This window comes from Shinella sp. WSD5-1, assembly GCF_963942435.1.
GTDB classification, from domain to species: Bacteria; Pseudomonadota; Alphaproteobacteria; order Rhizobiales; family Rhizobiaceae; genus Shinella; species Shinella yambaruensis.
Map to the genome: position 1 here is coordinate 587,840 of NZ_OZ012596.1, position 14,661 is coordinate 602,500.

The window sequence follows — 14,661 nt, forward strand, 5'->3', positions numbered from 1 at the left end:
TCCGGAGAACCGCGCGAAAGCGTTGCCTCTGGAAATGGGTATGGTGCGGCTTCGCTTTCGCGCGGCCCAGGCGTTCTTCGGAGGCGGTCTCATCCTCCTTCAGGCATGGTAGGGCTTCGCTGCGCAGTTTGTTGGCGCCTGTGCCTTTTCCGAAAACCGCGTTCCGCACTTTTCGGGGACAGGCGCTGCCATCCTGCTTGCATGGCGGACCCAAGCCGACCCCGCGACCCGGGGAAGGGGGAAGCCTCTGACGCCGCGCTCACCCGCCGGCCCGATCCCGTGAGCACGGGAAAGGCCATGGATCACCACGACGCTCCACGCCTCTTTCGTTCCCGCCGTACGTTTCGGCGGAAATCGAAAGCGCCTCCTCCCGCCCGCATCGACACGTTACGCGATCCGTCCGGCGGCAGAAGGAAGGCCAGGATAAGGTGTGTTTTGGGGGGTGGGGAAAATCGGTCCGGGACTTTTCTGGAAAAGCGCCGCGAACGGCGTGATTCGCCCCTCATCCGGCTGCCGCCACCTTCTCCCCGCAAGCGGGGCGAAGGGATATGCCGGGATGGTTTCCACCCCTCTCACGCTCAGTGGGGCAAGTCCCCTCTCCCCGCTTGCGGGGAGAGGGTTAGGGTGAGGGGCGGCACCGTCATTGGCCGACGCGGCCGACGTTCCCGTTCGCCGCCGCAGTTCACTTCTTCTTCGCGCTGTCGCCGTGCTTCACTTGCGTATCGAAGATCGGGAGGCTTTGGCGGGGGCCTTGTCTTTCGTGGGCTTGCGCACGTCCTTGTTGCTTCAGGCCCTTTCGCCATCGGCTCACCCTCTGTTTGCAATCTTCAAACCGCTGCTTACATAGGACACAACGAAGCCGCCGCGCAGGCGGCGTCCCCGCCCCAAAAGGGCCTTTGAGGTCTATCGAATGAGTGAACACAATCCCTACGCTTCCATGCACGCCACGACGATCATCACCGTCCGCAAGGACGGCAAGGTGGTGATGGCGGGCGACGGCCAGGTGAGCCTTGGCCAGACCGTGATGAAGGGCAATGCGCGCAAGGTCCGCCGCCTTGCCAAGGGCGACGTGATCGCCGGTTTCGCCGGCGCGACGGCCGATGCCTTCACGCTGCTCGAACGGCTCGAAGCCAAGCTCGAGCAATATCCTGACCAGCTGATGCGCGCGGCCGTCGAGCTTGCCAAGGACTGGCGCACCGACCGCTATCTGCGCCGCCTCGAGGCGATGATGCTGGTCGCCGACAAGTCCGTCACCCTGGCGCTGACCGGCAATGGCGACGTGCTGGAGCCGGAACACGGCACCATGGCGATCGGCTCGGGCGGCAACTATGCCTATGCCGCGGCCCGGGCGCTGATGGACACGGACAAGTCGGCGGAAGAGATCGCGCGCCGCGCCATGCAGATCGCCGGCGACATCTGCGTCTACACCAACCAGAATGTCGTGGTGGAGACGCTGGATGCCGATTGATCCCGCCCGGATCGGCTTTTCACCCGTCGGGGAAGGGCACTACCCGCTGCTTCACGCATGGCTGAACAGGCCGCACATGCGCGAATGGTGGGGCGATCCGGAAGAGGAGCTCGGCTTCATCCGCGACATGGTGGAGGGAAAGGACACGACCCGTCCCTTCCTCATCATGCTCGACGGAAAGCCGGTCGGCTACATACAATACTGGTTTCTCGGCCATCACCAGAACGAGGCGTGGACGAAGGACAATCCCTGGCTTCTCGAGCTGCCGCAGGAGGCCGTCGGCGTCGATCTTTCGATCGGCGAGGTGGACAGGCTCTCCACCGGCATCGGCTCGGCGGCGCTCATCGCCTTCGTCGCCCGTCTTCGCGGCCTCGGCCACGAGACCATCATCATCGATCCCGATCCCGCCAACGCCCGTGCGGTTCGCGCCTATGAAAAAGCCGGCTTCCGGCCGGTGGAAAAGCTCCTGGGCCGCACCGGCGACGACGTGCTGATCATGCAATTCGACCCGAAAGCGAACGAGACATCATGACCAACTTTTCCCCCCGCGAGATCGTTTCCGAACTCGACCGCTACATCATCGGCCAGCACGACGCCAAGCGCGCCGTCGCCATCGCGCTGCGCAACCGCTGGCGCCGCCACCAGCTGGAACCGGACCTGCGCGACGAGGTGATGCCGAAGAACATCCTGATGATCGGCCCGACCGGCGTCGGCAAGACTGAGATCTCCCGGCGCCTCGCCAAGCTCGCCGGCGCGCCCTTCGTTAAGGTCGAGGCTACCAAGTTCACCGAGGTCGGCTATGTCGGCCGCGATGTCGAGCAGATCGTGCGCGACCTCGTCGAGGTCGGCATCGGCCTGGTGCGCGAGAAGAAGCGTGCCGAGGTGACGGCCAAGGCCCATGCGAATGCCGAGGAACGGGTGCTCGACGCGCTCGTCGGCGCGACGGCCTCGCCGGCGACGCGCGACAGTTTCCGCAGGAAGCTGCGGGGCAACGAGCTGGACGACAAGGACATCGAGATCGACGTCGCCGATACGGGCGGCGGCCTGCCCGGCGGTTTCGAGATCCCCGGCATGCCCGGCGCCAATATCGGCGTTCTCAACCTTTCCGAGATGTTCGGCAAGGCGATGGGCGGGCGCACCAAGAAGGTGAAGACGACGGTCAAGGATTCCTACAAGATCCTGATCGACGACGAATCCGACAAGCTGCTCGACAACGAGCAGATCCAGCGCGAGGCCATCCGCTCGGCGGAGAACGACGGCATCGTCTTCATCGACGAGATCGACAAGATCGCCGCGCGCGACGGCGGCATGGGCGCGGGTGTGTCCCGCGAGGGCGTGCAGCGCGACCTCCTGCCGCTCGTCGAGGGCACGACGGTCGCCACCAAATACGGGCCGGTCAAGACGGATCACATCCTCTTCATCGCCTCCGGCGCCTTCCATGTCTCCAAGCCCTCGGATCTCCTGCCCGAGCTGCAGGGCCGCCTGCCGATCCGCGTCGAGCTGCGCGCGCTGACCAAGGAGGACTTCCGTCGCATCCTCACGGAGACGGAGGCGAGCCTCATCCGGCAGTACAAGGCGCTGATGGCGACGGAAAGCGTCGAGCTCGACTTCACCGAGGACGGCATCGACGCGCTGGCCGATGTGGCGGTGCAGCTCAATGCGAGCGTCGAGAACATCGGCGCGCGGCGGCTGCAGACGGTGATGGAGCGGGTGCTCGACGAGATCTCCTTCGAGGCGCCGGACAAGGGCGGCAACAAGCTCCTCATCGACGCCGACTATGTGAAGAAGCATGTCGGGGCGCTTGCGGCCAATACCGACCTGTCGCGCTACATTCTGTGACGTTTCCGCACCGGTGGCCGCTCTTGCGGCCGCCGGTGCCGGACTTTTGCAGGCGGGGCCTCTCGACAGAAGGGACCGTGCGGCCTAGGCATTGCACGCGTTTTGGCATCATTCCGACATGTTTGCGTTGCATCGGTCTCGCCATGCCGACATCACGAGAAGACGGAACCGGACCCGTGCGACAGCTCATTTCCGTGCTTGCCCTTGCAGCCGCCCTTTTTGTTCAGGACCAGACGCTGGCGCTGGCCATCGACATGGTGCCCGCCGGCAACCGCAATGCCGAGCAGCCGCAGATCCCGGGTGCCTCCACGCGCCGCACCAAGGCGGGCAAGACCTCCTTCGACGCCAAATACGAGAAGGTGCGCGATCTCATCGCCAACGATCGCCAGCTGACCGGCAAGATCAAGGCGGTGGCGGGCAAGTACGGCATCGCCCCCATCCACATGGTCGGCGCGATCGTCGGCGAGCACACCTACAATGTCGATGCCTATGACCGCCTGCAGAGCTACTATGTGAAGGCGGCGTCCTATACCGGCTCGTTCCGCTTCGCCTATGACGGCGAGAACGTCGCCGATTTCGTCGACCGGCCGGAATTTGCCAAATGCGCGGACAAGAAGGGCTCCTACGCCCTCTGGACCTGCCGCGAGACGGTCTGGAACAAGACCTTCAAGGGCCGCACGGTCGGCGGCACGTCCTTCCCGAACAACCGCTTCAGCGCGGTGTTCTTCCAGCCCTTCTATGCCGGCCAGACCTTCGGCCTCGGCCAGATCAACCCGCTGACGGCGCTGACGCTGACCGACGACGTGGCGCGCATTTCCGGCTATGACCGTCTCGACGAGAAGGATGCGGCCGGCGTCTACCAGGCGATCATGGATCCCGACATCTCGCTTGCCTACATGGCCGCCTCGATCCGCCGCTCGATCGACGCCTACAGGAAGATCGCCGGCGTCGATATTTCGAAGAATCCCGGCGTGACGGCGACGCTCTACAATATCGGCAATCCCGATGCGCGCGCTGCCGCCTTTGCCGCGCGCCGCGCCGCGGGCGAGGTGACCTGGCCGGAAGAGAACTATTACGGCTGGCTGATCAACGACAAGCTGGCGGAACTTGAGGGTCTGCTGTAGTTTTTCGCAGCACCCGGCGAAAGGCCGCTGCAAGCCTGCGGGCCTCGCTCCGAATCTGGCCTGCCTCCCGGTTCACGTTCGCCAAGACGAGCCGGTCCCGCCCGCCCTCGAAGCTCGGGATCATCCGCGCCGTCTTCTGCAACCCGCTAGCGGACTGGCGTTGCGGGCGAGGGCTCGTCGACCCGCTTCTTCGCCTTCTTGATCGTCTTGATCGAGGCGCAGGTCGCTTCCGGGTTCTTGCAGGGCTGGTAGACGACGATCTCGCTGCCGCTGCCGTCGTCCCAGACCGCCTGGACGGCGATGGTTTCCGCCTCGCCCGGCTTCAGGTTGATATAGATCCAGTTCTGCGTGTCGTCCGAGGGCAGGTTGAACGGCAGTTCGGGATCGCATTTGGCCAGCGGGAAGCGCTGGTCCAGCGTGTCGTTGTTGATCGAGTAGCGGATCTCCGACAGGCGGCAATGCATGGTCTGCAGGCTCGTGAAATAGATGAGCTGCTGGTCGGCGAAGTTGCGGAACTGCACCCAGCCCGTCTGCTTGTTGGCATCCAGCATCGCCTTGTAGATCGAGACATCCGGGATCTGCGCCTGGTATTGCTCCTCGTCATCGTCTTCCTGGGCGGTTGCGGGCTGGCTGCCGGCCAGAAGCGCGGCGCCAAGGAAAAGGGCGGCCAGAAACGGCTTTCGCAGGGTGGGGTCGATCACTGGATAGGCTCCTCGTTCTTTCATCGCATGCCGCCGGTGGAATGGTGGCATTCGGCGCGGACATGTCATAACACCATAGGCAATAACACCATTCACGGCGCGCTTTGAAAAGAGACGGCGGGCGGTACGGAAGAATTCTCGTGGCAGACCATTTGTTACTCGGCATCGATACCGGCGGCACCTACACGGACGCCGTGCTCTACAGTGAAACCGCCGGCGTCGTCGCCCGCGCCAAGGCGCTCACCACCCGCCACGATCTCTCGGTCGGCATTTCCGGCGCCGTCGAAGCGGTGCTGGAGGCGGCCAAGGCCCCCGTTTCGGCGATCGGCCTCGTCTCGCTCTCCACCACGCTGGCGACCAACGCGCTGGTGGAAGGGCAGGGCGGCCGCGCCGGCCTGGTGATGATCGGCTTTAGCCCCGAGGACCTGAAGCGCGACGGCCTTGCCGATGCGCTCGGCAACGATCCCGTGCTGTTCCTGCCCGGCGGGCACAATGTGCATGGCGACGAGACGGCGCTCGACATGACGGCGCTCGACGACGCCCTGCCGGTCCTGGCCGAGACCGTCTCCTCCTTCGCCGTCGCCGGCTATTTCGCCGTGCGCAACCCGGCGCACGAGGAGCGGGTGCGCGCGCGCATCCGCGAGGTCTCGCACCTGCCCGTCACCTGCAGCCACGAACTCTCCTCCAAGCTCGGCGGGCCGCGCCGGGCGCTGACGACGCTGCTCAATGCCCGCCTCGTCTCGATGATCGACCGGCTGATCGGCGCCTGCGAGGACTATCTCGACCGGCGCCGCATCCATGTGCCGATGATGGTGGTGCGCGGCGACGGGGCGCTGATCTCGGCGGCCGAGGCGCGGCTGCGGCCGATCGAGACGATCCTGTCCGGCCCGGCGGCCAGCCTCGTCGGCGCGCGGCACCTGACCGGACTCGACAATGCCGTCGTCTCCGATATCGGCGGCACGACGACGGACGTGGCGGTGCTCGACGGCGGGCGGCCGAAGCTCGACGCGGAAGGCGCCGTCGTCGGCGGCTATCGCACCATGGTCGAGGCGGTCGCCATGCGCACCTTCGGCCTCGGCGGCGATTCGGAGGTGCGCATCAACGACCGCGGCCTCAAGGCGAAGATCGAACTCGGGCCGCGCCGCTTCATGCCGCTGAGCCTTGCCTCGGCGCTGCATCCGGGCGCGATCGTCCCGGTGCTGGAGCGCCAGCTGCGCGCGCCCCATGCCGGGCGGCACGACGGCCGCTTCGCCGTGCGCACCGGCGTGCCGGAGCGGCTGGCGAGCGGCCTCCAGCCGCAGGAACAGGCGCTCTACGAGAAGATCGGCATGGTGCCGCTGCCGCTGGAAGGGCTGCTCGCCACCATGCTGCAGAAGGTGACGCTCGACCGGCTGGTCGCCCGCAGCCTCGTGCATATCTGCGGCATCACGCCGTCCGACGCCATGCATGTGCTCGGCGGGCAGGGCCAGTGGGATGCGGCGGCCGCCCGCCTCGGGCTGGAGATCGCCGCCCGCACGCGGGACGGTTCCGGCCGGCCGATCGCCGACAGCCCCGAGGCGCTGGCGCGCGTCCTCGTCGATCGCCTCACCCGGCAGTCGGCCGATGTCATCCTGTCGGCCTGCCTTGCCGACGACGGGGCGGGGGCGATCGATCCGGTCAACTCGCTGACGATCGACCGCGCGCTGCACCGCGTGCCCGGCATCGTGCAGTTCCGCGTCGCGCTCGACCGGCCGCTCGTTGGCCTCGGCGCCTCGGCGCCGGTCTATTATCCCGCCATCGCCGACATGCTCGGCGCCGAATCGGCCATCCCCGCGGACGCCGGCGTTGCCAATGCGGTCGGCGCCGTGGTCGGCCAGGTGCGCAGCATGGTCACGGTGTTCGTGACCATGCCGGAAGAGGGCATCTTCATCGTCGGCGGCACGGGCGAGAGCGTGCGCTTCATCGACGAAGGCGAGGCCTTCGCGCTGGCGAAGGAGCGGGCCATGACGGCGGCGCTCACCGCCGCGCGGATCAACGGCGCGGACGAGCCGGCGGTGACGCTCACCGAGGAGATCGACGCGCCGGAGGTGGAGGGCCGCCGCAAGCTCATGGAGGCGCGCTTCACGGCGATCGCCAGCGGCCGGCCGCGCATCGCGCACGAGAGCTGACGTTCTTCCGTCTTTCGGCCCCGCCTGGCCGCCTTTCGGGGCGGTTATCGCGTGCCTATCGTATGATTTTATCCGAACGGGAATAAATTCTTTATGTCATTGCCGAATTGACTATGCATGCCCGTCTCCGGAAAGTGGCAGCATTCGGGATACTCCCCCCTCGTCCCGTCATTCGGAGTTTTTACATGACCTATATCGAGAAAGCCGGTCTTTCGATCGACCGCGACCTTTATGATTTCATCGTCACGGAGGCGCTTCCCGGCACGGGCGTGGACGCTGCGCGTTTCTTCGATGAGTTCTCCGCCATCGTGCACGACCTTGCGCCGGAAAACCGCGCGCTGCTGGCCAAGCGCGACGCGCTGCAGGAGAAGATCGACGCCTGGTATCGCGCCAACGGCGCGCCGGCGGACATGGCGGCCTACGAGGCCTTCCTGCGCGAGATCGGCTACCTCCTGCCGGAGGGCGACGACTTCAAGGTGACGACCGACAATGTCGATCCCGAGATCGCCAGCCTCGCCGGCCCGCAGCTCGTCGTTCCCGTCATGAATGCGCGCTATGCGCTGAACGCGGCCAATGCGCGCTGGGGCTCGCTCTACGATGCGCTCTACGGCACGGATGCGATCCCGGAAACGGACGGCGCGGAAAAGGGCAAGGGCTACAATCCCAAGCGCGGCGAGAAGGTCATCGCCTGGGCCAAGGCCTTCCTCGACGAGGCGGTTCCGCTGGAAGGCGCCCGCTGGGCCGACCTCACCGGCATCGAGGCGGGGGCGGAGCTGCGCCTTGCCGCCGGCGACCGCGCCGTTTCGCTGAAGCGGCCGGAACAGTATGCCGGCCATGCGGAAGGCAAGGACGGCTGGCGCCATGTCCTGCTCAAGAACAACGGCCTCGGCATCGAGATCCTGATCAACCGCGACTGGCAGATCGGCAAGACCGATCCGGCGGGCATTGCCGGCGTCAATGTCGAGGCGGCGCTGACGACGATCATGGACTGCGAGGATTCGGTCGCGGCCGTCGATGCCGAGGACAAGGTCCTCGTCTACCGCAACTGGCTCGGCCTGATGAAGGGCGACCTGAAGGAGACCTTCCAGAAGGGCGGCGAGACGGTCGAGCGCAAGCTCTACAGCGACTTCACCTATACCGCGCCGGACGGCTCGCCCTTCGAGGTCAAGTGCCGTTCGCTGATGCTGGTGCGCAATGTCGGCCACCTCATGACCAATCCGGCGATCCGCGACCGCGACGGCAACGAGGTGCCGGAGGGCATCATGGACGCCATGGTGACGGGGCTGATCGCGCTGCACGACGTCGGCCCGAACGGTCGCCGCAAGAATTCGCGCGAAGGTTCGATGTATGTCGTCAAGCCGAAGATGCACGGGCCGGAAGAGGTCGCCTTCGCGGCAAAGCTGTTCGGCCGCGTCGAGGCCGCCATCGGCATGGCGCCCAACACCATGAAGATGGGCATCATGGACGAGGAGCGCCGCACGACGGTCAACCTCAAGGAATGCATCCGCGCGGCCAGGGAGCGCGTCGTCTTCATCAACACGGGCTTCCTCGACCGCACGGGCGACGAGATCCACACCTCGATGGAGGCGGGTCCGATGATCCGCAAGGGCGACATGAAGCAGGCCGCCTGGATTTCCGCCTACGAGAACTGGAACGTCGATATCGGCCTTGCATGCGGCCTGTCCGGCCATGCGCAGATCGGCAAGGGCATGTGGGCCATGCCCGACCTGATGGCGGCGATGCTCGAGCAGAAGATCGCCCATCCCAAGGCCGGCGCCAACACCGCCTGGGTTCCCTCGCCGACGGCCGCGACGCTGCATGCGACGCACTACCACAAGGTCAATGTCGCCGAGGTGCAGGCCGCGCTTCGCTCCCGCCCGCGCGCGAAACTCTCCGACATCCTCTCGGTGCCGGTCGCCGTCCGGCCGAACTGGACGCCGGAGGAGATCCAGCGCGAGCTCGACAACAATGCCCAGGGCATCCTCGGCTATGTCGTGCGTTGGGTCGACCAGGGCGTCGGCTGCTCCAAGGTGCCGGACATCAACGATGTCGGCCTGATGGAGGACCGCGCCACGCTGCGCATCTCCGCCCAGCACATGGCCAACTGGCTGCATCACGGCGTCGTGACGGAAGGCCAGATCGAGGAGACGATGCAGCGCATGGCCGCCGTCGTCGACGGGCAGAATGCCGGCGACCCGCTCTATCGCCCGATGGCCGGCAATTTCGACGGCTCGGTCGCCTACCAGGCGGCGCTCGACCTCGTGCTGAAGGGCCGCGAACAGCCGAACGGCTACACCGAGCCGGTCCTGCACCGCCGCCGCCTGGAGCTGAAGGCCGCCGCGGCCTGATGCAAAAGCCGTAGGCTGGTGGTTCCGACGGCTCTTATCGGCCCGCGGCAAGATTTCTCGAACCTCTCTTCCGTCATGGTCGGGCTTGACCCGACCATCCACGCTCCGGGCACGGCGGTGGATCCTCGGCTCAAGGCCGAGGATGACGGCGGTGGGGAGGCCGGAGTGCTGCCCATCAGGGGGCGCTGCAAAGCAAAAACAAAAGAAGCCGCCGGAGCGATCCGGCGGCTTCTTTCCTAAGCGGATCTTTTCCGCTTACTGCTGGACGACGACGCGGGCGCCCTTGCCGGGACGCACGCGCTTGTAGAGGTCGATGATGTCCTGGTTCATCAGGCGGATGCAGCCCGACGAGGCGGCCGTGCCGATGGAGGCCCATTCCGGCGTGCCGTGCAGGCGGAACAGCGTGTCCTGGCCCTTCTCGTTGAAGAGATAGAGGGCGCGCGCGCCGAGCGGGTTCTTCAGGCCCGGGCCCATGCCTTCCTTGACGTAGCGGGCGACGTCCGGACGGCGGGCGGCCATTTCTTCCGGCGGATGCCAGGTCGGCCATTCCTGCTTCCAGGCGATGTAGGCCTCGCCCTGCCAGGCGAAGCCCGCCTTGCCGACGCCGATGCCGTAGCGCACGGCCTTGCCGCCGGGCAGCACATAATAAAGGAAGCGGTTCGGCGTGTTGACGACGATCGTGCCGGGCTTTTCCCTGGTCGCGTAGTCGACGATCTGGCGGTGGAACCGGGTGTTCACCTTGCTGATCGGGACTCCCGGCAGGGCGTAGCCGTTGTCCTCAACAGGGCCATATTCCGATGTGAAGATGGCGTTGGTCGCCACCTTTTCGCCCGGAAGCGAGGTCGAGGAGGAGGAGCAGCCGGCGAGCGTGACGGCCGCTGCGAGGCCGCACAGAAGGAGGGCATTGCGGAAACGCATGTGAGTCTCTTGATAGGAAATTAAGAAGTTCCGAGCCGCGGAACTTTCATCGATCATGGTTTATTTTCGATTAAACCGGTCAATGCAAGTCTGTGCGCTCCGGCGCGGGCCTGCGCTTGAGCAAAAAGGCCGGTGATTGTTTTTTTGCAACAACAGACCTGCCCGCCCGGCGCTTTCGCCGCGTCCGGAACAGGACAAGCACGCCTTTCCGGCCCGTTCAATGGTCTTCCGCAGCGCTGGCCCGAAGCCGCACAGGAACCGCGGGGCACGGTTAAGGAAATCTTTCGCGCCGTTCGAATCAGCGAGCGCCCTTAACTTTTTCGCGGCGCGCATTTGCGGGTAGAATGCGATTCGCCGAGGTTGACCCATGACGATCGTTTCCATTCACAACGACAATCCGCTGATCGACGGACGCCAGTCCGACCGTGCGATGATGGTGCGCCGCGGCGTGCAGCGCATGCTGACGGAGATGCGCCATGCGGTATTGCCCGAACTGACGCTGGCGAGCGGCCGGCGCGCCGACCTCATCAGCCTCTCCGACCGGGGCGAGATCTGGATCGTCGAGATCAAGACGTCGATCGAGGATTTCCGGGTGGACCGCAAATGGCCGGACTACCGCCGCCATTCGGACCGGCTGTTCTTCGCCACGCACAAGGGCGTGCCGCTCGACATCTTCCCGGAGGATTGCGGCCTGATCCTCTCCGACGGCTACGGCGCGCATATCCTGCGCGAGGCGCCGGAGCACCGGCTGCCGCCGCCGACGCGAAAATCCGTCACCTTCGCCTTCGCCCGCGTCGCCGCGGGCCGGCTGCTGCTGGCGGAATTCGCCGCCGACACGCGGGGCGGCGGGCCGGACATGTCCGCTATCGTCTCGGGAAAGCGCGACGAGCCGGCGTGATGTCCGTCTGAAACAGCTTGCTGAGGGTGCCGGCATCTCCTCTTTCCTTCTCCCCGGCGGGGAGAAGGTGGCGCGAGGCGCCCGATGAGGCGGCCGGAGACGTTCTTACTTCGGCGCGCGCTTGGCGAGGATGCGCTGCAGCGTGCGGCGGTGCATGTTGAGGCGGCGGGCCGTCTCGGAGACGTTGCGGTCGCACATTTCATAGACGCGCTGGATGTGTTCCCAGCGCACGCGGTCCGCCGACATCGGGTTTTCCGGCAGCTCCACCTTCTCGCCCGGGCGTTGCGTCAGCGCGGCGAAGATGTCGTCGGCATCCGCCGGCTTGGCGAGATAATCGACCGCGCCGAGCTTCACCGCGTTCACGGCCGTCGCGATGTTGCCGTAGCCGGTCAGCATGATGATGCGCGTGTCGTCGCGGCGCTGGCGGATGGCGGCGATCACGTCGAGGCCGCTGCCGTCGCCGAGCCGGAGATCGACCACGGCGAATTTCGGCGGGTTGGTCTTGGCCTTGGCGATGCCCTCGGCGACCGATTCGGCCGTGTCGACGGTAAAGCCGCGCGTCTCCATGGCGCGCGCAAGGCGGCGCAGGAACGGCGCGTCGTCATCGACGAGGAGAAGGGAAGGATCAGGCCCGATATCGTCGGCTGCGGCGTGGGGGTCGGTGTTTTCTGCCATTTTTCGTCTTTCGTGGCCGAATGTCATCCATACTTGATGAGGATCAGCTTATCGCCCGTAAGCCGGGGCGGGTAAAGTCATTTTGCGGTCTTGGCCTCCATGCGCGCCCGCGGCCAATCGACCGACACGCGCGCGCCCGGCCGGTCGCCGGTGCGGTTGGCAAAGGTCAGTTTCGCGCCGGAGCGTTCCAGCAGCGTCTTGGCGATGAACAGCCCCAGCCCCAGCCCGCCGGCCCGCTCGTCGCGCTGGCGCTTGGTGACATAGGGATCGCCGATGCGCTGCAGGATGTCCGCCGCATAGCCGTCGCCGTCGTCCTCGATGACGATGGTCACTCGCTCCGCCGTGTGGCTGACGGTGATGGTCACCTCCTCGCGCGCATGGTCGACGGCGTTTTCGAGCAGGTTGCCGAGGCCGTAGAGAATGCCGGGATTGCGGTTGCCGACCGGCTCGTTCTCGCGCTCGCCGATTTCGACGAGGTTGAGGCGGATGCCGAATTCGCGATGCGGCGCCAGCACCTCCTCCAGCAGCGAGGAGAGCGGCAGCACCCGCATATGCGCCTCGTCCGCCGCCGAAAGCGTGGTGAGGCGGCGCAGGATGTCGCGGCAACGCTCGCTCTGGCTGCGCAGGAGCTGCACGTCCTCCTTGAAGCGGTCGTCCGTGCCGAGCTCGCGCTCCATCTCGCGCGCCACGACGCTGATCGTGGCGAGCGGCGTGCCGAGCTCATGCGCCGCCGCCGCCGCCAGGCCGTCGAGCTGGGAAAGGTGCTTCTCGCGCTGGAGGATGAGTTCGGTCGCCGCCAGCGCATCGGAAAGCTCCGCCGCCTCCTGCGACACGCGGTAGGAATAGAAGGCTGCAAAGGCCGTGGTCGAGACGATGGCGAACCAGAAGCCGGCCGTCAGGATCGGCGGCACGACGAGCACGGTGCCGGGAAACCACGGTAGCGGGAAGGGCGTGAAGGCGAGCGCCGTGATGCCGAGCACCGAGAGCAGCCCGAGCGGCAGGCTGAAGCGGATCGGCTGTAGCGAGGAGGAGATGATGACGGGCACGCAGACGAGCGGCGCGAAGGGATTGGCAAGACCGCCGGTGATGAAGAGCAGCGCCGTCAGCTGGCACAGGTCGAAGGCGAGCAGCCGGAAGGCGGCCGCCGGCGTCAGCCGGTGCGTCGGCGAGAAGCGCACGGCGAGAAAGAAGTTCACCGCCGCGAGCAGCGCGATCAGCACGGCGGCCGGCATCAGCGGCAGCGGGAAATCGAGCCACAGCCCGACGACGATGACCGTGATCGACTGGCCGGCCACCGCCAGCCAGCGCAGCCGGATGATCGTCTCGAGGCGCAGGCGCCGGCCGGAGCCTTCGAAGTCGATGTCCTGGTAACCCGTCATCCCGCCGTCCTTCCGTTCGCGAACCCGCGAGAGCATTTCCGGTGAACTCCGGTCGGAAATGCTCTAGATTCCGCATTATCCGACGCCGAAGCGACTTCGCTCCGGCTGGAAATGCTTAGTGCCTTTCCTAAACCGTGAAAACGCCGGGAGCGATTTGTTTTTCCGCAATTCTCGGCGCGAAACCTCCGGCACGCGCCGGAAATCGCGCTTGTCAGGTCCCGCGCGGCTTGGCGCGCGTCGTCGGCAGGGCGTCCGCCGGATCCTCCGGCCAGGGGTGCTTCGGATAGCGCCCGCGCATGTCCGCCCGGACGTCGCGCCACGAGCCGGCCCAGAAGCCGGGCAGGTCGCGCGTCGTCTGGATCAGCCGGTGCGCCGGGGAGTGGAGCTCGAGCAGCAGCGGCAGCCGCCCGCCCGCCACGGCCGGATGCTGCTTCAGCCCGAAGAGCTCCTGCACGCGGATCGCCAGCACCGGCTCGTCGCCGTCATAGCGGATCGGGTGGCGCTGGCCGGTCGGCGCCTCGAAATGGGTGGGCGCCAGCCGGGCGAGATCGCGCTGCACCTCGTAGGGCACCAGCGCCATCAGCCCTTCCTGCAGGCTGGCCGGCTTCACCTCCTCGAGGCCGCGGGTGTTTTCCTGGAACGGCACGAACCAGCTGTCGAGCGTTGCCAGCAGCGCGTCGTCGCCGGTATCCGGCCAGGGCGCGCCGATCGAGCGGTGGAGGAAGCCGATGCGGTCGCGCAGCTGCGCCGCCTCGCGGGAAAACGGCAGCACGGCAAGGCCGAGCTGGCGCACCCCGTCGGCGAGCGCCAGCGCCGCCTTCGGGCCGCTCGGGCGGACAAGCGGCGTTTCCTCCAGGATCATCGCCCCGAGGCGGACGACCCGGCGGGCGCGCACCTGGCGGCTTGCCCGGTCGAAGACGCACTGGTCCTCCCGCACGATGCTGGCAACGAGCTCCGCCTCGACATCCGCGCGGTCGATCTCCGCCGCGGCGAGAATGCGCTGCCGCCCGGCCTGTCCGGTGAGGTCGGCGACGACGATCATCTCCGCGCCGGCGAGCCGCTCGGTCTCCGGCAGCTCCGCCCCGCGCCCGTTCGCCATGACGAACCGTCCCCGGCCGCCCCGCTGCAGGGCGACGCGATCGGGAAAGGCATGCAGCAGCAAGG

Annotated in this window: 12 protein-coding genes (1 of these 12 running past the window's edge); 7 read left to right on the plus strand and 5 right to left on the minus strand. The window is 66.7% G+C overall.

The window, feature by feature from the left end; translation table 11 throughout:
• Positions 1-910 precede the first annotated feature (910 nt).
• The 4 genes from hslV to AABQ55_RS02745 all read left to right on the plus strand — a co-directional run bounded on the left by hslV (position 911) and on the right by AABQ55_RS02745 (position 4,431).
• Positions 911-1,468 carry an ATP-dependent protease subunit HslV gene (hslV, locus tag AABQ55_RS02730; RefSeq protein WP_244770804.1) on the plus strand — a complete coding sequence of 186 codons (558 nt, stop codon included), beginning with the start codon at positions 911-913 and terminating at the stop codon, positions 1,466-1,468.
• On the plus strand, positions 1,458-2,000 hold the full coding sequence (locus AABQ55_RS02735) for a GNAT family N-acetyltransferase (RefSeq protein ID WP_272807172.1): 543 nt from the start codon (positions 1,458-1,460) through the stop codon (positions 1,998-2,000). Before hslV ends, AABQ55_RS02735 begins: the two co-directional genes overlap by 11 nt.
• Positions 1,997-3,307 (plus strand): ATP-dependent protease ATPase subunit HslU, encoded by a 1,311-nt coding sequence (hslU, locus tag AABQ55_RS02740; RefSeq protein ID WP_244770806.1) that lies wholly within the window; start codon positions 1,997-1,999, stop codon positions 3,305-3,307. Before AABQ55_RS02735 ends, hslU begins: the two co-directional genes overlap by 4 nt.
• 176 nt (positions 3,308-3,483) lie before the next feature.
• Positions 3,484-4,431, plus strand: coding sequence for a DUF1402 family protein (locus AABQ55_RS02745; protein WP_272807173.1), 948 nt, complete (start codon positions 3,484-3,486; stop codon positions 4,429-4,431).
• 146 nt (positions 4,432-4,577) lie between these two features.
• Here AABQ55_RS02745 and AABQ55_RS02750 read toward each other — a convergent pair whose 3' ends face one another.
• Complete coding sequence (locus tag AABQ55_RS02750) at positions 4,578-5,132, minus strand: hypothetical protein (RefSeq protein ID WP_272807174.1); 555 nt, start codon at positions 5,130-5,132, stop codon at positions 4,578-4,580.
• A 140-nt stretch (positions 5,133-5,272) separates the two neighbouring features.
• Between AABQ55_RS02750 and AABQ55_RS02755 the strand changes: the two genes are divergently transcribed.
• Positions 5,273-7,279: a hydantoinase/oxoprolinase family protein gene (locus tag AABQ55_RS02755; RefSeq protein ID WP_272807175.1), complete on the plus strand. Its 2,007-nt coding sequence runs from the start codon at positions 5,273-5,275 to the stop codon at positions 7,277-7,279.
• 185 nt (positions 7,280-7,464) lie between these two features.
• The gene (locus AABQ55_RS02760; protein WP_272807176.1) at positions 7,465-9,627 is read left to right on the plus strand and encodes a malate synthase G; all 2,163 of its coding nucleotides are present in this window, start codon (positions 7,465-7,467) and stop codon (positions 9,625-9,627) included.
• A gap of 255 nt (positions 9,628-9,882) precedes the next feature.
• On the opposite strand, the gene AABQ55_RS02765 is transcribed toward AABQ55_RS02760, so the two are convergent.
• On the minus strand, positions 9,883-10,545 hold the full coding sequence (locus AABQ55_RS02765; protein WP_272807177.1) for a L,D-transpeptidase: 663 nt from the start codon (positions 10,543-10,545) through the stop codon (positions 9,883-9,885).
• Positions 10,546-10,912: 367 nt separating this feature from the next.
• On the opposite strand from AABQ55_RS02765, the gene AABQ55_RS02770 reads away from it, so the two are divergent.
• On the plus strand, positions 10,913-11,443 hold the full coding sequence (locus tag AABQ55_RS02770) for an MmcB family DNA repair protein (protein ID WP_272807178.1): 531 nt from the start codon (positions 10,913-10,915) through the stop codon (positions 11,441-11,443).
• A gap of 105 nt (positions 11,444-11,548) precedes the next feature.
• Here AABQ55_RS02770 and AABQ55_RS02775 read toward each other — a convergent pair whose 3' ends face one another.
• From AABQ55_RS02775 to hrpB, 3 genes are all read right to left on the minus strand, one after another.
• The gene (locus tag AABQ55_RS02775; protein ID WP_272807179.1) at positions 11,549-12,118 is read right to left on the minus strand and encodes an ActR/PrrA/RegA family redox response regulator transcription factor; all 570 of its coding nucleotides are present in this window, start codon (positions 12,116-12,118) and stop codon (positions 11,549-11,551) included.
• A 77-nt stretch (positions 12,119-12,195) separates the two neighbouring features.
• The gene (locus tag AABQ55_RS02780; protein WP_244770814.1) at positions 12,196-13,497 is read right to left on the minus strand and encodes an ActS/PrrB/RegB family redox-sensitive histidine kinase; all 1,302 of its coding nucleotides are present in this window, start codon (positions 13,495-13,497) and stop codon (positions 12,196-12,198) included.
• A gap of 211 nt (positions 13,498-13,708) precedes the next feature.
• Positions 13,709-14,661: the end of an ATP-dependent helicase HrpB gene (gene hrpB / locus AABQ55_RS02785; RefSeq protein ID WP_272807180.1), read on the minus strand. The gene runs 1,516 nt beyond the window's last position; the window shows 953 of its 2,469 coding nt (coding positions 1,517-2,469); its start codon lies off the right edge, out of view — the gene reads right to left on this strand; it ends in the stop codon at positions 13,709-13,711.

Coding starts and splice junctions, on each gene's coding strand:
- hslV (WP_244770804.1), top strand. CDS start 911: ATGAGTGAACACAATCCCTACGCTTCCATGCACGCCACGACGATCATC.
- AABQ55_RS02735 (WP_272807172.1), top strand. CDS start 1,458: ATGCCGATTGATCCCGCCCGGATCGGCTTTTCACCCGTCGGGGAAGGG.
- hslU (WP_244770806.1), top strand. CDS start 1,997: ATGACCAACTTTTCCCCCCGCGAGATCGTTTCCGAACTCGACCGCTAC.
- AABQ55_RS02760 (WP_272807176.1), top strand. CDS start 7,465: ATGACCTATATCGAGAAAGCCGGTCTTTCGATCGACCGCGACCTTTAT.
- AABQ55_RS02765 (WP_272807177.1), bottom strand. CDS start 10,545: ATGCGTTTCCGCAATGCCCTCCTTCTGTGCGGCCTCGCAGCGGCCGTC.
- AABQ55_RS02770 (WP_272807178.1), top strand. CDS start 10,913: ATGACGATCGTTTCCATTCACAACGACAATCCGCTGATCGACGGACGC.
- AABQ55_RS02775 (WP_272807179.1), bottom strand. CDS start 12,118: ATGGCAGAAAACACCGACCCCCACGCCGCAGCCGACGATATCGGGCCT.
- AABQ55_RS02780 (WP_244770814.1), bottom strand. CDS start 13,497: ATGACGGGTTACCAGGACATCGACTTCGAAGGCTCCGGCCGGCGCCTG.